At 68.2% G+C, this 20,286-nt stretch carries 19 protein-coding genes; 11 read left to right on the top strand and 8 right to left on the bottom strand.

The genetic code is table 11. From position 1 onward, the window contains the following. Positions 1–8 precede the first annotated feature (8 nt). The gene (gene gudD / locus ASD28_RS04940; RefSeq protein ID WP_056124882.1) at positions 9–1,349 is read right to left on the bottom strand and encodes a glucarate dehydratase; all 1,341 of its coding nucleotides are present in this window, start codon (positions 1,347–1,349) and stop codon (positions 9–11) included. A gap of 99 nt (positions 1,350–1,448) precedes the next feature. Continuing rightward, complete coding sequence (locus ASD28_RS04935) at positions 1,449–2,333, bottom strand: LysR family transcriptional regulator (protein ID WP_056124879.1); 885 nt, start codon at positions 2,331–2,333, stop codon at positions 1,449–1,451. A 110-nt stretch (positions 2,334–2,443) separates the two neighbouring features. On the opposite strand from ASD28_RS04935, the gene ASD28_RS04930 reads away from it, so the two are divergent. Continuing rightward, on the top strand, positions 2,444–3,184 hold the full coding sequence (locus tag ASD28_RS04930) for an SDR family NAD(P)-dependent oxidoreductase (RefSeq protein ID WP_056124876.1): 741 nt from the start codon (positions 2,444–2,446) through the stop codon (positions 3,182–3,184). A 14-nt stretch (positions 3,185–3,198) separates the two neighbouring features. On the opposite strand, the gene ASD28_RS04925 is transcribed toward ASD28_RS04930, so the two are convergent. Beyond that, positions 3,199–4,497: an NAD(P)/FAD-dependent oxidoreductase gene (locus tag ASD28_RS04925; protein ID WP_056124873.1), complete on the bottom strand. Its 1,299-nt coding sequence runs from the start codon at positions 4,495–4,497 to the stop codon at positions 3,199–3,201. 109 nt (positions 4,498–4,606) lie between these two features. Continuing rightward, positions 4,607–5,008 (bottom strand): hypothetical protein, encoded by a 402-nt coding sequence (locus tag ASD28_RS04920; protein WP_056124871.1) that lies wholly within the window; start codon positions 5,006–5,008, stop codon positions 4,607–4,609. A 106-nt stretch (positions 5,009–5,114) separates the two neighbouring features. Here ASD28_RS04920 and ASD28_RS04915 point away from each other — a divergent pair, with 106 nt between their 5' ends. Continuing rightward, positions 5,115–6,047, top strand: a complete 933-nt coding sequence (locus ASD28_RS04915) for a LysR family transcriptional regulator (RefSeq protein WP_056124866.1) — start codon at positions 5,115–5,117, stop codon at positions 6,045–6,047. Positions 6,048–6,078: 31 nt separating this feature from the next. On the opposite strand, the gene ASD28_RS04910 is transcribed toward ASD28_RS04915, so the two are convergent. After that, positions 6,079–6,636 (bottom strand): PEP-CTERM sorting domain-containing protein, encoded by a 558-nt coding sequence (locus ASD28_RS04910; protein WP_082577474.1) that lies wholly within the window; start codon positions 6,634–6,636, stop codon positions 6,079–6,081. 178 nt (positions 6,637–6,814) lie between these two features. On the opposite strand from ASD28_RS04910, the gene ASD28_RS04905 reads away from it, so the two are divergent. The 3 genes from ASD28_RS04905 to ASD28_RS04895 all read left to right on the top strand — a co-directional run bounded on the left by ASD28_RS04905 (position 6,815) and on the right by ASD28_RS04895 (position 9,927). Next, positions 6,815–7,024, top strand: coding sequence for a ParD-like family protein (locus ASD28_RS04905; RefSeq protein WP_056124858.1), 210 nt, complete (start codon positions 6,815–6,817; stop codon positions 7,022–7,024). Continuing rightward, the gene (gene map, locus ASD28_RS04900) at positions 7,021–7,788 is read left to right on the top strand and encodes a type I methionyl aminopeptidase (RefSeq protein ID WP_056124854.1); all 768 of its coding nucleotides are present in this window, start codon (positions 7,021–7,023) and stop codon (positions 7,786–7,788) included. Before ASD28_RS04905 ends, map begins: the two co-directional genes overlap by 4 nt. A gap of 93 nt (positions 7,789–7,881) precedes the next feature. Beyond that, complete coding sequence (locus ASD28_RS04895; RefSeq protein ID WP_156403895.1) at positions 7,882–9,927, top strand: diguanylate cyclase; 2,046 nt, start codon at positions 7,882–7,884, stop codon at positions 9,925–9,927. A gap of 9 nt (positions 9,928–9,936) precedes the next feature. Here the strand turns inward: ASD28_RS04895 and ASD28_RS04890 are convergent, their stop codons facing one another. Continuing rightward, positions 9,937–10,842, bottom strand: coding sequence for a LysR family transcriptional regulator (locus ASD28_RS04890; RefSeq protein WP_056124850.1), 906 nt, complete (start codon positions 10,840–10,842; stop codon positions 9,937–9,939). Between the two features lie 124 nt (positions 10,843–10,966). Between ASD28_RS04890 and gcl the strand changes: the two genes are divergently transcribed. The 6 genes from gcl (at position 10,967) to ASD28_RS04860 (ending at position 18,192) form a co-directional block, all read left to right on the top strand. After that, entirely contained in the window at positions 10,967–12,736 is a 1,770-nt protein-coding gene (gene gcl / locus ASD28_RS04885; RefSeq protein WP_056124847.1) for a glyoxylate carboligase, read from the top strand. A gap of 25 nt (positions 12,737–12,761) precedes the next feature. Beyond that, on the top strand, positions 12,762–13,541 hold the full coding sequence (hyi, locus tag ASD28_RS04880) for a hydroxypyruvate isomerase (protein WP_056124844.1): 780 nt from the start codon (positions 12,762–12,764) through the stop codon (positions 13,539–13,541). Positions 13,542–13,563: 22 nt separating this feature from the next. Further along, positions 13,564–14,457, top strand: a complete 894-nt coding sequence (locus ASD28_RS04875; RefSeq protein ID WP_056124841.1) for a 2-hydroxy-3-oxopropionate reductase — start codon at positions 13,564–13,566, stop codon at positions 14,455–14,457. 26 nt (positions 14,458–14,483) lie between these two features. Beyond that, positions 14,484–15,749 carry a glycerate kinase gene (locus ASD28_RS04870; RefSeq protein ID WP_056124838.1) on the top strand — a complete coding sequence of 422 codons (1,266 nt, stop codon included), beginning with the start codon at positions 14,484–14,486 and terminating at the stop codon, positions 15,747–15,749. A gap of 120 nt (positions 15,750–15,869) precedes the next feature. Further along, positions 15,870–17,300: a pyruvate kinase gene (gene pyk, locus ASD28_RS04865; protein ID WP_056124835.1), complete on the top strand. Its 1,431-nt coding sequence runs from the start codon at positions 15,870–15,872 to the stop codon at positions 17,298–17,300. A 67-nt stretch (positions 17,301–17,367) separates the two neighbouring features. Next, complete coding sequence (locus tag ASD28_RS04860; protein WP_056124833.1) at positions 17,368–18,192, top strand: oxaloacetate decarboxylase; 825 nt, start codon at positions 17,368–17,370, stop codon at positions 18,190–18,192. A 138-nt stretch (positions 18,193–18,330) separates the two neighbouring features. Here ASD28_RS04860 and ASD28_RS04855 read toward each other — a convergent pair whose 3' ends face one another. Next, positions 18,331–18,960: a response regulator transcription factor gene (locus ASD28_RS04855; RefSeq protein WP_056124831.1), complete on the bottom strand. Its 630-nt coding sequence runs from the start codon at positions 18,958–18,960 to the stop codon at positions 18,331–18,333. Continuing rightward, positions 18,957–20,246: a sensor histidine kinase gene (locus tag ASD28_RS04850; protein WP_056124829.1), complete on the bottom strand. Its 1,290-nt coding sequence runs from the start codon at positions 20,244–20,246 to the stop codon at positions 18,957–18,959. Before ASD28_RS04850 ends, ASD28_RS04855 begins: the two co-directional genes overlap by 4 nt. Positions 20,247–20,286 lie beyond the last annotated feature (40 nt).

Genomic DNA, 20,286 nt, shown 5'->3' with positions numbered 1-20,286 from the left:
GTCCGGTGTCAACGTACCAGGCAGGGGCGTTTGTTGTCGAACTTCCAGCCCGGGATCAGGAACTGCATCGCGACGGCGTCGTCGCGCGCGCCCAGGCCCATGTTTTTATACGCCTGGTGCGCTTTTTCCAGTTCCGTTTCGTCCAGTTCGATGCCCAGGCCCGGTTTCGCCGGGACGTGCACGAGGCCGCCCTCGATCTTCAGCGGTTCCTTCGTCAGGCGCTGGCCGTCCTGCCAGATCCAGTGCGTGTCGATCGCCGTGACCTTGCCCGGCGCCGCCGCGCCCACGTGCGTGAACATGGCGAGCGAGATGTCGAAGTGGTTGTTCGAGTGCGAACCCCACGTCAGGCCGAACATCTGGCACAGCTGCGCCACGCGCACGGCGCCCTGCATCGTCCAGAAGTGCGGGTCGGCGAGCGGGATGTCGACGGATTGCAGCTGGATCGAGTGGGCCATCTGGCGCCAGTCCGTTGCGATCATGTTGGTCGCGGTCGGCAGGCCGGTGGCGCGGCGGAATTCGGCCATCACTTCGCGGCCCGAGAAGCCGTTCTCGGCGCCGCACGGGTCTTCCGCGTACGCGAGGACGCCGTGCTTGTCGCGGCACACGCGGATCGCCTCGGCCAGCGACCAGGCGCCGTTCGGATCGAGCGTAATGCGCGCGTCCGGGAAGCGCTCGTGCATCGCGATGACGGCATCCATCTCTTCGTCGGCCGGCAGTACGCCGCCCTTCAGCTTGAAATCGTTGAAGCCGTAGCGCTCGCGCGCGGCCTCGCACAGGCGCACGACGGCGTCCGGCGTCAGCGCTTCTTCGTTGCGCAGGCGGAACCAGTCGTTGCCGGCGTCCGGCTCGGCGCGGTAGGCGAGGTCCGTCTTCCCGCGGTCGCCGACGTAGAACAGGTAGCCCAGCATCTCGACGGCGTTGCGCTGCATGCCTTCGCCCAGCAGTGCCGCGACCGGCACACCCATGAACTGGCCCAGCAGGTCGAGCAGCGCGGATTCCACCGCCGTGACGGCGTGGATCGTCGTGCGCAGGTCGAACGTCTGCTGGCCGCGGCCGCCCGCGTCGCGGTCGGCGAACGCGCTGCGCATCGCGTTCAGGACGTTGTTGTACTCCCCCAGCGTCTTGCCGACGACGAGGGGGCGCGCGTCTTCGATGGTCTGGCGGATCTTTTCGCCGCCCGGCACCTCGCCGAGGCCCGTGTTGCCCGCACTGTCCTTGAGGATGACGATGTTGCGGGTGAACCAGGGGCCGTGGGCGCCGGAGAGGTTCAGCAGCATGCTGTCCTGGCCGGCGACGGGGACGACGCGCAGTTCGGTGACGACAGGGGCGCTGGTAACGATGGTGGTCATGTTGGCTGTATCGGTTGGGGGATAAATCGTGCCCCATGATATCTTTCGATCGATTCAGCAGCAAACTAAATTAGGAAGGCAAGTATTCAACAATTGAATCTATGGCGTCCGAAACGTCGGCAGAACCTGCTCCAGGAAGAGTTGCAGCACCGGGTTGTCGTGATTGCGTCGATAGGTGCATACCGTCTCGACGGGCTCGGTCACCATCCGGCGCATCACGATGCCGTCGAATTTCAGGCGGGCGGCCCCTTCCGCGATGAGGGCGGCGCCGATCCCCGCGCGGACCAGCGCCAGCATCGTGTGCACTTGGCCGATGTGCTCGACGACGTCCGGCACGACGCCGGCACGGGCGAAGCGCTCGCTCAGCATCTGGTAGAAGGGCCGCGCCTCGTACGGCGAATACATGACGAACGGCCGGCCGTGCAGGTCGGCCAGCGTGGGTTCCTGGGGCCACTGGTCGGCGTCGCGCTCGTGGATGGCCAGCATCAGGGCTTCCGTGGCGATCAGCTGACTGTCCAGGTCCGCGCTGACGGGGTGGGGGCGCATCAGGCCCAGGTCCAGGTCGCCCGCGTTCAGCGCTTCGACCTGGGCCGTGCTGACGAGTTCCTTCAACGTCAGCGTCACGCCCGGCGAGCGCTCGCGCAGGCGGCGCACGACTTCCGGCAGCAGGCTGTAGCCGGACGCCGACGTGAAGCCGATGGCGATGCTGCCCTGTTCGCCCTTCGCGGCGCGGCGGGCGGCAAACATCGCTTCCTCGGCGATCCGGAGGATGCGTGCCGCTTCGGGGAAAAACGCCTTGCCGGCGGCCGTCAGCCGGACCGTGCGGCTGTTGCGCTCCAGGAGCTGGGCGCCGACGTGGTGTTCCAGCAGGCGGATCTGGCGGCTCAGCGGGGGCTGCGTCATGTTCAGGCGCTCCGCGGCGCGGCTGAAATGCAATTCCTCGGCGACGGCGACGAAGCAGCGGAGCTGGCTGATCTCGAACATGGATGTCCTGGGCGATGGTTGGGCGACCGCAATTATGACCGATGCGCCGCCCAACCGGCCGCCCGTGGTATCGTCGGGCAGTGTCAAGGACATGCACAGGAGGGAACGTCATGGGTTTCGACCAGCGCACCGCCATCGTCACCGGCGCATCCGGCGGCATCGGCCGGGCCACCGTGCGGCGCCTGCTGCAGGACGGGGCCGCCGTGATGCTCGCGGGCCTGCACCTGGACCGCCTCGACGCCACGCGCGCCGACCTCGGCAAGGAATTCGACCCCGCGCGCATGGCCACCATCGCCTGCGACGTGTCGTGCGAAGACCAGGTCATTGCCGCCGTCGACGCGACGATCGGGCAGTTCGGCGGCTGGGACTACGTCGTCAACAACGCGGGCACGATGCTGTTCAAACCGATCGAGGAGCAGACGGAGCAGGACTGGCGCGGCATCCTCGACGTCGACCTGCTGGGCGCCTTCTTCTTCACCAAGCAGGCTTTCCTGCGCATGCGCCGGGGCGGCGCCATCGTCAACGTCTCCAGCGTCCACGCCGTCGAGACGGAACCCCTCGTCGCGCCGTATGCGGCGGCGAAGGCGGCGCTGCTGTCGCTCACGCGTTCGGCCGCGCTGGAAGGCAAGGCCAAGGGCATCCGCGTGAATGCCGTGCTGCCGGGGGCCGTCGACACGCCCATGTTGTGGGATAACCCGAACGTGAAGGCCGGCGTCGAAGTCATCGACAAGGCCGACGTCGGGGCGCCCGAGGACCTTGCCGCCGCCATCGCGTTCCTGCTCACGGACGAGGCCCGCTTCGTCGACGGCGCGTCGCTGCGGGTCGATGGCGCGCGGCTGGCGCGCCTGTAGCCGCGCCGCGGGTGTCAGTACCAGCGCACCGGCATCAGCATCTTCGACCGGAACCAGCGCGCCAGCAGGTTGCCGCACATCCGCACGAGGCCCAGATGGCCCATCACGTGGCGCTGGTACGTGAGACCGTACATCGCCAGCGCGAACGGCCCTTTCACATGCAGGTGGCGGTTGCCGATCGCGCGGCGCAGGATGCCGACCGCGCCCGCCTGGCCCAGCGACACGAGCGTGCCGTAGTCGCGGTACTGGAAGCCCGGCAGGGCGTCCGGCGCCTTGTGCGCCAGCAGCGTCGCCAGGTAGATCGCCTGCTGGCGCGCGGCCTGGGCGCTGGGCGGGGCCATCGCCGTCTTGTCCGGATTGAGCAGGGTGCAGCAATCGCCCATCGCGTGGATCTCGGGATCGGTCACGCTGCGCAGCCGGCTGTCCACGACCACCTGGTCGTTGCGGTTCAGCGCCACGTTCAGGCCCGCGCTGAAACGCGGACCCTTCACGCCGGCCGCCCACACCGTGATCGCGGCGGGGAACACGCGGCCGTCGGTCGTCGTCACTTCGTCCTCGCGCACTTCGGCGATCGCGGTGTCGGTGCAGATCTCGATGCCCATCGCGCGCAGCTTGCGCACGGCCAGGTTCGATGCTTCGGCGTCCAGCGACGGCAGCACCTGCGGCCCGCGCTCGACGATGCGGATGTGCACCTGGTGCGGCGACTCGAGACCCGCGAGGCCGTAGTGGGCCAGCGTGTCGACCGTGTGGCGCAGGTCCGCCGCGAGTTCGATGCCGGTCGGGCCGGCGCCGACGATGACGATGTCCAGCAGCGGCGCGCCGGCATCCGTGCGGGCATTGCGGCGCCGTCCCGCCTGGGCGCACAGGCCGAGGAAGCGCTGGCGGAACGCTTCCGCACCTTTCACGCTGTCGAGCGCCAGGCAGTGTTCCTGTGCGCCGGGGATGCCGAAGAAGTTCGTGACGGAGCCGTAGGCCAGCACGAGGCGTTCGTAATCGATGACGGTATGCGCATCCGGCGCATCATCGAAACGGCTGCGGACGGTCAGGGTGCGGCAGGCGCGGTCGACGTGGACGACTTCGCCGCAGACGAACGTGAAGTGGTTGTCGATGGCCTGGCGCGCATAGTCGATCATGTGGTCGGCCGGGTCGATGGTGCCGGCGGCGACCGCGTGCAGCAGGGGTTTCCAGAAGTGGGTGGGGGCGCTGTCGATGAGGATCACGCGTTCCCGGTGGCGGGCGCCGAGGCGGCGTCCCAGGCGGGTGGCGAGTTCGAGGCCGGCGACGCCGCCTCCGACGATGACGATGGACTGCATGGTGTGCTCCCTTCTTTTTTCGAATCGATGCGGCACCGGGGGCTCCCCGCGCCGCGCTGCGTTCGCGCATCCGGCGGGAGCAGCGCCCGCGGATGCCGGGAAGACTGCTTCAGTGGGTCGTGGCCTGCATCGCTACCTTGCGCATGACGATCGCCTTGGGCGTGCGTACGCCGATGCGCGCGGTGCGGGCGGCGGCGATGGCGCGCGGCGACGTCGTCACGGCCAGCGCTGCGTCGGGCTGTACGCCCAGCTGGTCCAGGACGACGGAATACGGGGCCTTGTGGCCGCGCGCTTCGAAATCGGCGCCCGTCAGCACGACGGAAAAGATGTGGTGCGCGGTGTCGCCGAAGCGGCGGCGCAGCTGTTCTCCCGCCTCCTGGTGCGGCAGTTCGGAGATCAGGGCGCACGGCAGGCCGTCTTCGATCGCCTGGTCGAGCAGGCGCTCGGCGTCGGCGGGGATGTCCGTCGAACGGAATGCGGATAAGTCGAAGATGAACGCTTGTGCCGTCATGATGATCTCCTTTTGCAGGTCGTTGTCGCTTGAATTGTTTTTACTATACGGCTGGGCGGGATAAAATAAAAATAAATCTTTTTTAGAATTCGATAAGGTATAGCTTATGTATCCAGCCAGCTTCAAACAACTGCAGGCGCTGATGCTCGTGGCGCGTCACCAGAGCGTGTCGCGCGCGGCCGAGGCGATGCACGTGACGCAGCCGGCGGTGTCGCTGCACCTGAAACTGTTGGAGGAAGCCGCCGGCGTGCCGCTCACGCGCCGCCAGGGCCGCAACATCCAGATGACGGCCGCGGGCGAGCTGCTGGTGGGGTACGCGGAGCGCATCCTGGGCCTCTGGGAAGAGGCGGGCGACGAGATCGCGGCGCTGAAGGGCGTCACGTCCGGTACGCTGCGCATCGGCGCGGTGATGACGGCGGAGCACCTGCTGCCGCCGATGCTGGTGCGCTTCACGACGGGCCGCCCGCACGTGCGCATCAAGCTGCAGGTGGGCTCGCGCCCGGAGGTGATCGGCATGCTGTCGCGCGACGAGATCGACCTCGCCATCATGGGCACGCCGCCGCGCGAATTCCCGACCAGCGCGAGCCGTTTCGCGCGCCACCCGATGGCGTTCTTCGTCGCGCCCGGCCATCCGCTGCTGGAGAAGGAGAACGTGACGCTGGCCGACATCGCGGCCCACAACCTGCTCGTGCGCGAACGCGGCTCCGGCACGCGCGCGGCGATCGAGCGGCGCTACGAGGAAGAGGGCGTGGCGCTCGCGATCGGGTCCGAGTTGTCGAGCAACGAGGCGATCAAGCAGATGACGGCGGCGGGCCTCGGCGTCGCCTTCCTGTCCGTCCACGCGTGCACGCTGGAAGTGCGCAACCGGCTGCTGGCCGTGCTGCCGGTGCCCGGCGTCGTCGTGCAGGGCGAATGGCACGTGATGCACAAGGCGGCGCGCGCGATTCCGACGGTGGCCGCGTCGTTCCACGAATTCATGGTGGAGCACGGGCAGCAGGTCATTTCGGACGAGCTGGAAAACATCGCGTGGCGAACCTGAATCCTGTTGCCGCCACGCGCGGCGCAGGCAATCAGCGCGCCGATTTGCGGCGAGCCGCGGCCAGGCCGGCGAGGCCCAGTCCGAGCAGCGTCAGGCTGGCCGGCTCGGGCACCTGGGCGACGTCGAAGTCGACGTTGTCGATGGCGATATAGCCATCCGAAGGCGCGCCGGAGAAGGTGACGGACGTGACGTTCTTCAGATTCGCGAACTGGTAGCCCTGGTAAGCATTGCCGAGCGAGATCGTGTCCGTGCCGTTGAGCGTGAGGTCGAACGCGTTCACCGACGTGTACCAGCTCAGCCCCGCGTCGAATCCGTTGAGAGTGAAGGTGCCGCCGCCGGTCCTGGTGATGGTCACCGTGGCGTCGAGGCCGTAGATCAGGTTGTTGGTGCCGTTGTCGGCCTTGCCGCCGCCGGCCGTCCAGACGTAGGCGTAGCCGCCCGAGGAGGTGAACGTCAGCCCGCCGGCGGACACCGGCAGTGTCGACGTACCCGCCTGGTCGTCGAAGGTGATGACGCTTGCCTGCGCCTGGCTTGCGCCGAACGCCACGAACAGCATTGCACCGATGAGTTTCAGAGTTGTGGATTTCATGTCGGTCCTTGAGGTTTATAGATATTGACGGACATAAAGCAATATTGATGCCACTTGATAATAATCAATGACTTATGGCAATCAATGTTGTTGTGTGTAAGTTTTTCCGACAGTGCTTGCGGCGCTGCATGGCTAGAATATATACTCCGTATATGGAACGTATATGAAAGGTAGGCATATGGGCATCGTGAATATCGAAGACGAGCTGCATGACCAGATCCGCAAGGCGAGCACGGTGTCGTGCCGCTCGATCAACGCGCAGGCCGCATTCTGGGTCCGCATCGGCATGCTGTGCGAGCTGAATCCGACGCAGAGCTTCAACGAGATCATGGCGCGCGAGTTGAGGGCGGCGGGCGTCGTGCCGCAGGCGCTCAAGGTGGCGTCATGACGAAGCGGCCGGAGGAAGTCGCGCTGATGGCGGCGGCCGGCAAGCTGCTGGCGGACGTCTTCGCGCAGCTCGACCGGCTCGATCTGGTTGGCATGTCGACCATGCAGGTGAACGACCTGGTCGACGACTTCATCGTGAACACGCTCGGCGCGCGCCCGGCCAGCAAGGGCCAGTACGGCTATGCGTTCGCGCTGAACGCGTCACGCAACGACGTCGTGTGCCACGGCGTGCCGTCGCCGGCGGACGTCCTGCAGAGCGGCGACATCGTGAACTTCGACATCACGCTGGAAAAGAACGGCTACATCGCCGACTCCAGCAAGACCTACCTGGTCGGCGCCGTGGCGGCGCCGGCGCAAAAGCTCGTGCAAGTGACGTACGAGGCGATGTGGAAGGGCATCCGCGCCGTGCGTCCCGGCGCGCGGCTGGGCGACGTGGGCCATGCCATCGAACGGCATGCGCGCCGCCACGGCTATGCGGTCGTGCGCGAGTACTGCGGCCACGGCATCGGGCGCGAGATGCACGAGCCGCCGCAGGTGCTGCACTGGGGCCGCCCGCAGACGGGCCTCGTGCTGCGCGAAGGGATGGTGTTCACGATCGAGCCGATGCTCAACGCGGGCCGCTCCGCCGTGCACACCGAGGATGACGGCTGGACGGTGCGTACGTGCGACGGCGCGCTGTCCGCGCAGTTCGAGCATACCGTGGCCGTGACCCGCAGCGGCGTGCGCGTGCTGACCTTGCGGGCCGGCGAAAAGATGCCCGGCTAATACGTTTCCGTGGGTCAATAGATACGTTACAACTTGATTTGTGGAATCTGACGTTTCCTGATGTTACTATCCGGGACTACGTTTGGAGGAAGCATGGTTGTGCGCCGGATATTATTGGGCCTGCTGCTCGTCTGCCAGGCGGCCGTGGCCCGGTCCGGCGACGTGCATGAAGACTTTACCCGCGATTTGACCGTTATCCGGGAAGAAGCGTACGTCATGCCGCGCGCGGCATTGCAGCGGCTGGATGCGCTGCGGCAGGCGCACACCGGCCGCGAACTGGGCCAGGTTCTCGTCGTGACCAGCCGCGCTTACTGGTGGATGAAGGACAAGAACCGGGCCGTCGATGCGGCCCTTGGGGCCGAACGGCTCGGCCGCGAGCTTCACGACGACGATTTGCTGGCGAGGGCGATGCTGAGCCACGCGTATGCCTTGTCGATGTTCGTGCACGACCAGGAAGCCGCGCGCCGGCTGATCCAGGGCGCAGCCCGGCTCGCGGCCGACTCCGCCGACCCCTATTTGAAAACCCAGGCACTCGTCACGCAGGGATTGCTGGTGGAAGAGGACGGGGACACGGCTGGCGGCATCGAATTCGTCACCCGCGCGGTGGACGTCGCGCGGGCCGGGGCCGATCCGGACGCCCTGCAAATGGCGTTGCGTGAACAGGCGCGCCTGCTGGCCATTGTGGGGAAGACCACGGAGGCGCTTGCCCGCACCGACGAGATGATCGCCGCCGCGCGGGCGCGCGGCATCGCCGGCCAACTCGCGCATGCGCGCCTGTCCGAATACGGGACGGCCGCGCGCGCGGGCAACCTGAAGCGTGCCGAGGCCGCGCTGAAAGCCGCGGTCGACATCCTGGAAAAACTCCATGCGCGGGAGAGACTGGCGGTGCCGCTGGCGAATCTGGCGGAGCTCTACATGCAGAGCCGGCGCTTCGGCGAAGCGGAACGGGCGGCCGTGGCGGCGCTGCGCATCTCGCGCGCCGTCGGCGACGACTACGGCATCCAGCTCGCCTCGTTCGAACTCGGACTCTCCCAAATCTACTTCCGCAATATCGCCGAAGGAAGGGCCATGGCGGACCAGGCGCTCGAGGCGCTGAAGAACGACGACCAGTACGTCCGCATGCTGCTCAACTACGGCCATGCGCTGGGCCAGGTCGGTTTTGGCGAGGCGGCGTTGACGATCTACGAAAAAGCCGGTTCCGTATCGCTGGCCGCGTGGCGCAAGGAAAAGCAATCGTCCTATGAAGCGTTGCAGCGGGCCTGGGACAACCAGAAGAAGCAGAGCGAACTCACCGCGCTCCACCACGAGAGCGTGTTGAAGGCCGCGGACCTGCAGAACGCCCGGCGCCAGCGGAGCCTGTGGGTGGCGCTGTGCGCGACGACCTGCATCGCCGTCGTCCTGATCGGCTTCCTGTACCGGCGCGTGGCGAAGGCGAACAAGTCGCTGCAACAGAAGAACGACCAGCTGTTCCTGCAAAGCACGCGCGATTCGCTGACGGGGCTCTTCAACCGGCACTACTTCTACGAACACGTCGTGCCCCATCACCACCGCAAGGCGGGCGCCGCGTCCGAACGGCGCGCCGGCGCGGAAGGGCGCACGGGCGGCGTGTTCCTGCTGATGGACATCGACCGCTTCAAGTCGATCAACGACACGCTGGGCCATGGCGCGGGCGACGTCGTGCTGAAGAACGTGGCCGCGCGCCTGGCTGCCACGCTGCGCGAACAGGATGTGCTGGTGCGCTGGGGCGGCGAGGAGTTCCTCGCCTACCTGCCGGGCATCGGCACGGACGAGGCGCGCCAGGTGTGCGCGCGCGTGCTGGCGGCCGTGGGCGGCACGCCGATCGCGCTGGACGACCGCGCGCTGGACGTGACGATTTCCATCGGCTTCTGCCCCAAGTCCCTGAGCCCGGGCGACGTCGATCCGGACTGGGAGCAACTGGTCCATCTCGCCGACTTGTGCCTGTACGCGGCCAAGCAGGGCGGGCGTAACCGGGCGGTGGGGATCGTGGACGCCGCCGCGCTGGCGCCGCACGTGATCGCCGCGGCGGATGCGGACCTGAAGCGGACGGCCGCCGACGACGTGCTCGCGCTGGCGACCGTCATCGGGCCGGCCGCGCCGCCGGTCCGGGCGGCGGCCTGACCGCCGGCGTCAGGACTCCCAATACCCCGGCGTGTTGTACACCGCCTTCAGGTGGTCGATGAAGTGGCGGATCTTCGCCGGCAGGTAGCGCTGCTGCGGGAACACGGCCTGGATCGGGTAATTCCCGACCGCGTAGTCGTCCAGCACCGTCACGAGCTCTCCGCGTTTCAGCTCGGCCTGGATCTCCCACGTGGAGCGCCAGCCGATGCCCAGTCCCTGTTTCACCCAGTCGAACAGCAGCTCGCCGTCGTTGCACGCGAGGTCGCCGTCCACGCGCACGGCGAACAGCTTGCCGTCGCGCTGGAACGTCCAGCCGCGCTGCTGGCCGCCCTGCAGGTTGAAGGCGAGGCAGTTGTGGCGCGCGAGATCTTCGGGCGCGCGCGGCACGCCGTTGCGCTCGAAGTAGTCGGGCGTGCCGCACACGACGCGCCGGTTGGGGAAGAGCGGAATCGCCACGTAGTTCGGGTCCGTCACTTCGCCGATGCGGATCGACATGTCGTAGCCTTCGCGCACGAGGTCGACGACGCTGTCGGTGAAGTTGAACGACATCTTGAGTTCCGTGTGGATGGCCCGGAATGCCGGCGCGTGCGGGGCCACGTGCTTGCGCCCGAACGCCGCCGGCGCCGACACGACCAGGTGGCCGCGCACCGTGCTGCGGCCCGCGCTGATGCTGTTCTCCGTGATGTCGAAATCGCGCAGCAGCTGGCGGCACGGTTCGATGAACTGTTCGCCCAGCGCCGTCAACGTGAGGCCGCGCGTCGAGCGGTGCATCAGGCGCACGCCGAGGCGTTGTTCCAGGGCGTCCAGGCGGCGGCCCATGACGACGGGCGTCACGCCTTCCGCCAGCGCGGCGCCGGCGAAACTGCCCTTTTCGGTGATGAGTACGAAGCTGCGTATTTCCGTGTAGCGGTCCATGCCTTTTATCCCATTCAATACTTAAAGTATCGACAGAGCCGATAATAGCAGCAATTCAACTTACCGTGGCTTATGGCTATGCTGGGTCATCAGTCCAAGACTAACCATAGCAACGGAGGAGAATATGGCCCGAATGAGAGCAATCGACGCAGCGGCGGAAGTGCTGCGCAAGGAAGGTGTGAGTACGGTGTTCGGCGTGCCCGGCGCCGCGATCAACCCGTTTTACTCGGCAATGAAGAAGAACGGCGGCTTCGAGCACGTGCTCGCCCGTCACGTGGAAGGCGCCTCGCACATGGCCGAGGGTTATACCCGCGCCAAGGCCGGCAACATCGGCGTCTGCATCGGCACGTCGGGTCCGGCCGGCACCGACATGATCACGGGCCTGTACTCCGCCTGGGCCGATTCGATACCTATCCTATGCATTACGGGCCAGGCCCCGCGTGCCCGCCTGTACAAGGAAGACTTCCAGGCCGTCGACATCGAGTCGATCGCCAAGCCGGTCACCAAGTGGGCCGTCACCGTGCGCGAGCCGGACCTGCTGCCGCGCGTCGTCCAGCAGGCCTTCCACCTGATGCGCTCGGGCCGCCCGGGCCCCGTGCTGATCGACCTGCCGTTCGACGTGCAGGTGGCCGAGATCGAATTCGACATCGACACCTACGAGCCGCTGCCGGTCTATAAACCCGCCGCGACCCGCGCCCAGGCCGAGAAGGCGCTGGCGATGCTGAACGCGGCCGAGCGTCCGCTGATCGTCTGCGGCGGTGGCGTGATCAATGCCGACGCCGCCGCGCGCCTGCAGGAATTCGCCGAGATCGTCGGCGTGCCCGTGATCCCGACCTTGATGGGCTGGGGCGCGATTCCCGACGACCACCCGCTGATGGCGGGCATGGTCGGCCTGCAGACGTCGCACCGCTACGGCAACGCGACGATGCTGGAATCCGACTTCGTGATCGGCATCGGCAACCGCTGGGCGAACCGCCACACGGGTTCCGTCGATGTCTACAAGAAGGGCCGCAAGTTCGTCCACATCGACATCGAACCGACCCAGATCGGCCGCGTGTTCGGGCCGGACCTGGGCATCGTCTCCGACGCGGCCGCCGCGCTGGACCTCTTGATCGACGTGGCCCGCGGCATGGCGTCCATCGGCGGCCTGCCGGACCGCAGCGCCTGGGCGGCGCAGTGCCAGGAACGCAAGCGCACGATGCTGCGCAAGACGCACTTCGAGAACAACCCGATCAAGCCGCAGCGCGTGTACGAAGAGATGAACCGCGCCTTCGGCAAGGACACGACCTACGTCAGCACGATCGGCCTGTCGCAGATCGCCGCCGCGCAGTTCCTGCACGTGTACAAGGAGCGCAACTGGATCAACTGCGGCCAGGCGGGCCCGCTGGGCTGGACCGTGCCGGCGGCGCTGGGTGTCGTCGCCTCCGGCGCCAAGACGGACGTCGTCGCGATCTCCGGCGACTACGACTTCCAGTTCATGATCGAGGAGCTGGCCGTCGGCGCGCAGTTCAAGCTGCCGTACCTGCACGTCGTCGTCAACAACGCCTACCTCGGCCTGATCCGCCAGGCACAGCGCGGCTTCGACATGGATTACTGCGTCCAGCTGGCGTTCGAGAACATCAACGCGCCGGACCTCGGCGCCTACGGTGTCGACCACGTGGCGGTGGCTGAAGGCCTGGGCTGCAAGGCGATCCGCGTGCGCCAGGTCGACGACATCCAGCCGGCCTTCGCCGAAGCCCGCAAGCTGATGTCCGAGCACCGCGTGCCGGTGATCGTCGAGATCATCCTGGAGCGCGTGACCAACATCGCGATGGGCCTGGAGATCGACGCCATCAACGAATTCGAACCGCTGGCCGACCATCCGGGCGATGCCCCGACCGCGATTCGCGTTTAAAAGTAAGAAGACTCAGGAGAACGACATGCCAAGATTTGCTGCCAACCTGACGATGCTGTTCAACGAACTGCCGTTCCTCGACCGCTTCGAAGCGGCGCGCGACGCGGGGTTCAAGGGCGTCGAATACCTGTTCCCGTACGGGTTCGAAAAGGAAGCGCTGGCGGAACGCCTGCAGGAATTCGGCCTGACGCAGGTCCTGCACAACCTGCCGGCCGGCGACTGGGACAAAGGTGAACGCGGCATCGCCGTGCTGCCGGGCCGCGAGGCCGAGTTCCGCGAAGGCGTCGCCCGCGCCATCGATTACGCGAAAGCGCTGAACTGCCGCCAGGTGAACTGCCTGGTGGGCATCGCGCCGGCCGGCGTCGACGAAGGCACGCTGCGCCGCACCGTCGTCGACAACCTGCGCTACGCCGCGACGCAGCTGAAGCAGGCCGGCGTCAAGCTGCTGATCGAACCGATCAACACGTACGACATTCCGGGCTTCTACCTGAACACGACGCGGCAGGCGCTCGACCTGATCGACGCGGTGGGCGCGGACAACCTGTTCGTCCAGTACGACGTCTACCACGCCCAGCGCATGGAAGGCGAGCTGGCGAAGACGGTCGAGAAGCACCTGGGCAGCATCGCCCACATCCAGGTCGCGGACAACCCGGGCCGCAACGAGCCGGGCACGGGCGAGATCAATTACCCGTTCCTGTTCAAGCACCTCGACCGCATCGGCTACGACGGCTGGATCGGCTGCGAGTACAAGCCGGCCGCCGACACCCGCGCGGGCCTGGACTGGATCGCCCGGCTGAACGCTTAATCAAACTACAAGGAGACACATCATGGCAAACATCGGATTCATCGGCCTGGGCATCATGGGTGCCCCGATGGCGGGACACCTCATCAACGACGGCCACACGCTGTTCACCAACACCGTCGGCCCGACCCCGTCGGCCCTCGTCGAAGCGGGTGCCCGCGTGTGCCTGAACGGCGCCGAAGTGGCCGCGCAGGCGGACATCATCTTCATCATGGTCCCGGATACCCCGCAGGTGGACGAGGTCCTGTTCGGCAAGGACGGCGTGGCATCGGCCCTGTCGGCCGGCAAGATCGTCGTCGACATGAGCTCGATCTCCCCGGTCGCCACGAAGGATTTCGCCAAGCGCATCAACGCGCTGGGCTGCGAATACCTGGATGCGCCGGTGTCGGGCGGCGAAGTGGGCGCCAAGGCCGCGAGCCTGACCATCATGGTCGGCGGCAGCGAGGCGGCGTTCGCGAAAGTGAAGCCGCTGTTCGACAAGATGGGCAAGAACATCACGCTCGTCGGCGGCAACGGCGACGGCCAGATCACCAAGGTCGCGAACCAGATCATCGTCGCGCTGACGATCGAAGCGGTCGGCGAGGCGCTGCTGCTGGCCGCCAAGGCCGGCGCCGATCCGGCCCGCGTCCGCGAGGCGCTGATGGGCGGTTTCGCGAACTCGCGCATCCTCGAGGTGCATGGGGAACGGATGGTCAAGCGCACGTTCGCGCCGGGCTTCCGCATCGACCTGCACCGCAAGGACCTGAACCTGGCGCTGACCACCGGCCGCCAGCTGGGCGTGGCGCTGCCGAACACCGCCACCGCGCAGGAACTGTTCAACACCTGCGCGGCGCACGAAGGCGGCAGCTGGGACCACTCCGCGATGGTGCGCGCGCTGGAGATCATGTCGAACTTCGAGATCGGCCAGAAGCAGCAGTAATGACGGCGACCGGACAGGAGACTACGATGACCACCATGACCCCACGCGAACTGCTCGCCAGCATGTTCACCGCCGCCGTCGACGCGGCCCAGCCTGCGCTGTGCATCCCGCGCAACCTGCCGGCGCCGCCGAAGGGCCGCACGGTGGTGATCGGCGCCGGCAAGGCGTCCGCCGCGATGGCGCAGGCGCTGGAGCGCAGCTGGCCCGGTCCGCTGTCGGGCCTCGTCGTCACGCGCTACGGCTATGCCGTGCCGTGCGAACGCATCGAGATCGTCGAAGCCGCCCATCCGGTCCCCGACGCCGCCGGCCGCGAAGCCGCCCAGCGCGTGCTGCGCACGGTGCGCGGCCTGTCGGCGGACGACCTCGTGATCTGCCTGATCTCCGGCGGCGGTTCCGCGCTGCTGCCGCTGCCGGGCGAGGGCGTCACGCTGGAAGACAAGCAGGCGATCAACCGCGCGCTGCTCGCTTCCGGCGCCAGCATCACCGAAATGAACTGCGTACGCCGCCACCTGTCCGCCATCAAGGGCGGCCGGCTGGCCGCGGCCTGCCACCCGGCGCGCGTGGTCAACCTCCTGATTTCCGACGTCCCGGGCGACAACCCGATGGACATCGCCTCCGGTCCCACCGTGGGCGACCCGACGACCTGCGCGGATGCGCTGGAAGTCGTGCGCCGCTACGGCATCGACCTGCCGGCGGGCGCGCGCCGCCTGCTGGAATCCGGCATGGGTGAAACCGTCAAGCCGGGCAACCGCCGCCTGGACCACGTCGACACGCACATCGTCGCGTCGCCGCAGATGGCGCTGGAGGCCGCGGCCGACGTCGCCCGCAAGGCCGGCGTGACGCCGCTGATCCTCGGCGACAGCATCGAGGGCGAGGCGCGCGACGTGGCCAAGGTCATGGCCGGCATCGCCCTGCAGGTGCGCCGCCACGGCCAGCCGGTCGCGGGACCGTGCGTGCTGCTGTCCGGCGGCGAGACGACCGTCACCATCCGCGGCAACGGCCGCGGCGGCCGCAACGTCGAATTCCTGCTGGCGCTCGCCGTCGCGCTGGACGGTGCGCCGGGTATCCACGCGCTGGCCGGGGACACGGACGGCGTCGACGGCGCCGAGGAAATCGCCGGCGCGTTCGTCACGCCGGACACGCTGGCGCGCGGCTGGGAACGCGGCCTGCCGCCGCGCGCGAGCCTCGAGAGCAACGATGCGCACACGTTCTTCCGTGCGCTGGGCGATTCCCTCATCACGGGGCCCACCTTGACCAACGTGAACGATTTCCGCGCAATCTACGTCGTTTAGTCAGTCGGGGTCAGAGCCCACCCGTGAACACCGGGCTCTGACCCCGAGAGAAGAGAAAGTCTTCCCTTTAACGGGTGCGCCGCGGCGGCGGCGTACCCGTTTTTTTTTAAGGATTAACCCATGCTACGCCAACGCCGCGCCCGCATCCTCGCCACTCTCGGCCCCTCCAGTTCCACCCCCGACCAGATCTACGCGCTCGCACTCGCCGGCGCCGACGTCTTCCGTTTGAACTTCAGCCACGGCAGCCACGACGACCACGCCGCGCGCTATCACACCATCCGCAGCGTCGAGCGCGACATCGGCCGGCCCATCGGCGTGCTGATGGACTTGCAGGGACCGAAGCTGCGCGTGGGCCGCATGGCGGGCGGCAGAGCCGTCCTCGAAACCGGCAGCCGCTTCCGCCTCGACCTCGACACGGCGGAAGGCGATGCGACCCGCGCCGGCATGCCGCATCCTGAGATCTTCGCCGCGCTGCGCCCCGGCACCGACCTGCTGCTGGACGACGGCAAGCTGCGCCTGCGCGTGGACGCCTGCGGCGCCGACTTCGCCCAGACGACCGTGATGGTGGGCGGCGCGCTGTCCGACCGCAAGGGCGTCAACGTGCCCGGCGTCGTGCTGCCGATTTCCCCGCTGACGACGAAGGACCGCGCCGACCTGGCGTTCGGCCTGGAGCTGGGCGTGGACTGGGTCGCGCTGTCGTTCGTGCAGCGCCCTGAGGACATCGTCGAGGCGAGGAGCCTGATCGGCGACCGGGCGTGGATCATGGCCAAGCTGGAAAAGCCGGCCGCGATCGATGCGCTGGACGGCATCGTGGCGCTGGCCGACGGCATCATGGTGGCGCGTGGCGACCTGGGCGTGGAACTCCCGCCGCAACAGGTGCCCGTGCTGCAGCGCCGGATCGTGCACGCGGCGCGCGCGGCCGGCCGCCCCGTCGTCGTCGCCACGCAGATGCTGGAATCGATGACGACGGCGCCGGTGCCCACGCGCGCCGAAGTGTCGGACGTCGCCACCGCCATCTACGAAGGCGCGGACGCCGTGATGCTGTCGGCCGAATCGGCGTCCGGCCAGTACCCGGTGCAATCGGTGGCCGTGATGGACAACGTGATCCGCGAAGTGGAGCAGGACCCGCGCTGGCGCGAAGGCCTGGATGCGAGCCACAAGCCGGCCGACAAGACGACCGCGGACGCCATCTGCTGCGCGCTGCGCCGCGTGACGAATTTGCTGGCGCCCGCTGCCACCGTCACGTACACCGCGAGCGGCGCGACGTGCCTGCGCGCGAGCCGGGAGCGTCCCACCGCGCCGATTCTCGCCTTGACGCCGAAGATGGCCATCGCGCGCCGCCTCGCGCTCGTGTGGGGCGTGCATCCGGTCCCGTTCGAGGAAGCGGAAGGCTTCGACCGCATGGTGGCGGACGGCGTCGCGGCCGCGCGTTTCCATGGCCTGGCCGATGCGGGCGACGACGTCGTCGTGGTGGCGGGCTTCCCGTCCGGGCGTCCGGGCCGCACGAACCTGCTGCACGTCGTGCGCGTGGGCGAGGAACCGGGCGTGTGACTATGTGCGCATCTTCTGCCGTGCGGCTCTGGTAACGTAGGGTTTCCACCACCGACAGGAGAAACGCATGAAGACCCAGCTGGAAAAAGCGCAGGCATTCGTCGACCTGCACCGCCGCGGCAACTGCTTCGTCATCCCGAACCCGTGGGATGCGGGATCGGCGAAGCTGCTGCAGCACCTGGGCTACCAGGCGCTGGCGGGCACCAGCGCCGGCTTCGCGTTCTCGAAGGCGAAGACGGATCCGACGATCACCATCGCGGAGATGCTGCCGCACCTGGCCGAACTGGCCGCGGCGACCGACCTGCCGCTGTCCGCCGACCTGCAATCCGGCTTCGGCGACGCGCCGGAAGACGCGGCCCGCACGATCGTCGAGGCGGCGGCGACGGGCATCGTCGGCGGTTCCATCGAGGACGCGACCGACGATCCGGACGCGCCGTTGTTCGACATCGGCCTCGCCACCGACCGCATCCGCGCGGCCGTGGAGGCGGCGCGTGGACTCCCCTTCAAATTCATGCTGACGGCACGCGCGGAAAACTTCCGCGTCGGCCGGCCGGACCTGGCCGACACCATCCGCCGCCTGCAGGCTTACCAGGAAGCGGGTGCCGACGTGCTGTTCGCGCCGGGTATCGCGAAACGGGAAGACATCGCGGCCGTCGTGCGCGCGGTCGACCGGCCCGTGAACTTCATGGCCGGTGCGCCGGGCCTGGGCCTGACCGTGGCGGAACTGGCGGCGCTGGGCGTCACACGCGTGAGCCTGGGCGCGTCGCTTGCGCGCGCCGCGTACGGCGCGCTCGTGCGCGACGCGAAAGAAGTCCTGGAGCAGGGCACCTTCGGGTATGCGGACGATGCGCTGCCGGCGGCTGAGCTGAACCGCGTGTTTACGGCGCCGTGATCCGTCGTTCCCGCGGAAGCGGGAACCCATGCTGAAATACAGAATTCGGTACGCCGGAACCATCGCGGTGCATTTCGCCAGGGCGACACCGGTCGCTCAGCATGGATTCCCGCCTGCGCGGGAAGGACGTTGGAACCATCACGCCGGCACCGCCCCCCCGAACTCCACGATCCCCAGCCGCGCCGCCAGGTGCATCAACCGGAAATCGTTGTCCGCCCCCAGCTTCTGGCGCACGGACGTGAGGGTGTTCAACACCGTCTTCGGGCTGACCGTGAGCTGGGCCGCGATGGCCTGCACGGATTCGCCGTGCACGAGCAGGCGCAGCATGTCGAATTCGCGCGGCGTCAGGCCGTCCAGGGGCGCCGGCGCCACTGCGGCCGCCACGTCGGACGACAGAATGCGCGTCCCGTTCATCACGGCGCGGATGCCCGTGATGAGTTCTTCCGGCTCGCTGCGCTTGGTGAGGTAGCCGTGCGCGCCCGCCTTCAGCGCCTGGGCGACATGGCCGGCGCTGTCGTGCATCGACAGCACCAGCACCCGCAGGCCGGGCTGGCGGGCGCGCATGCCGGCGATGGCTTCCAGGCCGCTGCTGCCTTTCAGGCTCAGGTCGACGATGGCGACGTCCGGCCGGACCTGCTGGACGAGCGCGTTCGCTTCCGGCGCGCTCGCCGCCTCGCCGACGACGTCGAAATCGGGTTCGGCGCACAAGAGCCGGCGGTAGCCGCTGCGGACGACGGCGTGGTCGTCGACGAGGACGATGCGGATCATGCCGGCACCTCCGTGGCCTCCGGCACCGGCAGCGGCAGCGTCGCCAGCAGGCGCAGGCCGCCCGCCGGGCCGGCCACGAGGCGCAGCTGGCCGCCCGCCATGGCGATACGTTCCGTGATGCCGAGCAGGCCGCCGTGCCACGTCGCGCCCTCCGCGGGGAGGCCGCGGCCGTCGTCGCGCACTTCCAGCACGAGGCCGCCGGTGCGCACCGCGAGCCGCACGACGCACAGCGACGCACCGCTGTGGCGGACCACGTTCGTCACGGCTTCCTGTACGACGCGGTAGACCGTCAGCGACAACAGCTCGCCCACGTCCGGCAGCTGCGTGGGCAGGTCGAGCTCGAAATCGATGTCCGTGTGGCGCGCGCGCCAGCCCAGGACCAGTTCGCGCAGGGTCTGCGCCAGGCCGGCCGCGTGCAGGCCGTGCGGGCGCAACGTTTTGAGCATCGCGCGCAACTGCTCGCCGCACGTGCGGATCTCGCGCCGCAGGTCGGTCGCGCATTCGGCCACCGCGTCGCGCGTCAGCATGTTCGCATGGCGCGCGAGATGGGTCGCGGTGACGTTCAGTGCCGTCAGCGTCTGGCCCATCTCGTCGTGCAGCTCGCGCGCCAGCACGCGCCGTTCGTCTTCCTGCACCGTGATCAGCTGGCGCGCCAGCGCGTGCTGCGCGCCGCGCGCGTCGGCCAGCGTGCGCGCGAGGTGGGTGATGGCGTCGGCCACGCGGCGGAATTCGCGCAGCGCGAACGCGGGCAGGGCGGGATCGGGTTCGCCCCGCGCCAGGCGGTGCAGGCCCGCCTCCAGCGCGCGCACGGGCGACAGCGCGCGGTCGGCGCACCACCACGTGACGGCCAGGGTTGTACCGGAAAAGAACAACAGGGTGATCCAGATTTGCACAGTGTCGTGCAGGCGCTCGCCGATTTCCGACTCGGGATTCGGCGCGATGTAGAGCAGTTGCCCGCCGATGCGTATCGCCCGCTCGCCGCGGTCCGGCGGGGCGAACCCCAGCCAGGCCGGAAGCGGGTGCGCGGCGCGCTGCGGCGGCGGTTCGTCCGCCGTGCGGATGCTCAGGTGGCGCAGGCCGGCGCCGGCGAGCAGCGCGCGTACGGCGCCCGCGTCGTCGGCGGGGGCGCTGCCGGCCGCCGCGAGCACGTTCACGAGGCGCGTGGACGCGTCCACCTCGGCACGGATGTCGCTCCGGAGCGAATACAGTTGTATCAGCGTGGTCATGGCCAGCAGGCTGCCCAACAGCAGGCAGAGCGAGCCGAGAAGGCGGCGGCGCAGGTCCATGTTCCCCTCGTGTGTGTTGTTTGCCCTCGTGTACGCAACT

Origin of the sequence: Massilia sp. Root133 (assembly GCF_001426525.1) — a bacterium.
Classification (GTDB): domain Bacteria; phylum Pseudomonadota; class Gammaproteobacteria; order Burkholderiales; family Burkholderiaceae_D; genus Telluria; species Telluria orientalis.
The sequence above is the reverse complement of the archived record's forward strand: the minus strand, read 5'-3'. Positions and strand labels throughout refer to the sequence as shown.

Bases quoted from the DNA above. Each gene is read 5' to 3' on its own strand.
- gudD (WP_056124882.1), bottom strand. From the start codon at position 1,349: ATGACCACCATCGTTACCAGCGCCCCTGTCGTCACCGAACTGCGCGTC.
- ASD28_RS04935 (WP_056124879.1), bottom strand. From the start codon at position 2,333: ATGTTCGAGATCAGCCAGCTCCGCTGCTTCGTCGCCGTCGCCGAGGAA.
- ASD28_RS04930 (WP_056124876.1), top strand. From the start codon at position 2,444: ATGGGTTTCGACCAGCGCACCGCCATCGTCACCGGCGCATCCGGCGGC.
- ASD28_RS04925 (WP_056124873.1), bottom strand. From the start codon at position 4,497: ATGCAGTCCATCGTCATCGTCGGAGGCGGCGTCGCCGGCCTCGAACTC.
- ASD28_RS04920 (WP_056124871.1), bottom strand. From the start codon at position 5,008: ATGACGGCACAAGCGTTCATCTTCGACTTATCCGCATTCCGTTCGACG.
- ASD28_RS04915 (WP_056124866.1), top strand. From the start codon at position 5,115: ATGTATCCAGCCAGCTTCAAACAACTGCAGGCGCTGATGCTCGTGGCG.
- ASD28_RS04910 (WP_082577474.1), bottom strand. From the start codon at position 6,636: ATGAAATCCACAACTCTGAAACTCATCGGTGCAATGCTGTTCGTGGCG.
- ASD28_RS04905 (WP_056124858.1), top strand. From the start codon at position 6,815: ATGGGCATCGTGAATATCGAAGACGAGCTGCATGACCAGATCCGCAAG.
- map (WP_056124854.1), top strand. From the start codon at position 7,021: ATGACGAAGCGGCCGGAGGAAGTCGCGCTGATGGCGGCGGCCGGCAAG.
- ASD28_RS04895 (WP_156403895.1), top strand. From the start codon at position 7,882: ATGGTTGTGCGCCGGATATTATTGGGCCTGCTGCTCGTCTGCCAGGCG.
- ASD28_RS04890 (WP_056124850.1), bottom strand. From the start codon at position 10,842: ATGGACCGCTACACGGAAATACGCAGCTTCGTACTCATCACCGAAAAG.
- gcl (WP_056124847.1), top strand. From the start codon at position 10,967: ATGGCCCGAATGAGAGCAATCGACGCAGCGGCGGAAGTGCTGCGCAAG.
- hyi (WP_056124844.1), top strand. From the start codon at position 12,762: ATGCCAAGATTTGCTGCCAACCTGACGATGCTGTTCAACGAACTGCCG.
- ASD28_RS04875 (WP_056124841.1), top strand. From the start codon at position 13,564: ATGGCAAACATCGGATTCATCGGCCTGGGCATCATGGGTGCCCCGATG.
- ASD28_RS04870 (WP_056124838.1), top strand. From the start codon at position 14,484: ATGACCACCATGACCCCACGCGAACTGCTCGCCAGCATGTTCACCGCC.
- pyk (WP_056124835.1), top strand. From the start codon at position 15,870: ATGCTACGCCAACGCCGCGCCCGCATCCTCGCCACTCTCGGCCCCTCC.
- ASD28_RS04860 (WP_056124833.1), top strand. From the start codon at position 17,368: ATGAAGACCCAGCTGGAAAAAGCGCAGGCATTCGTCGACCTGCACCGC.
- ASD28_RS04855 (WP_056124831.1), bottom strand. From the start codon at position 18,960: ATGATCCGCATCGTCCTCGTCGACGACCACGCCGTCGTCCGCAGCGGC.
- ASD28_RS04850 (WP_056124829.1), bottom strand. From the start codon at position 20,246: ATGGACCTGCGCCGCCGCCTTCTCGGCTCGCTCTGCCTGCTGTTGGGC.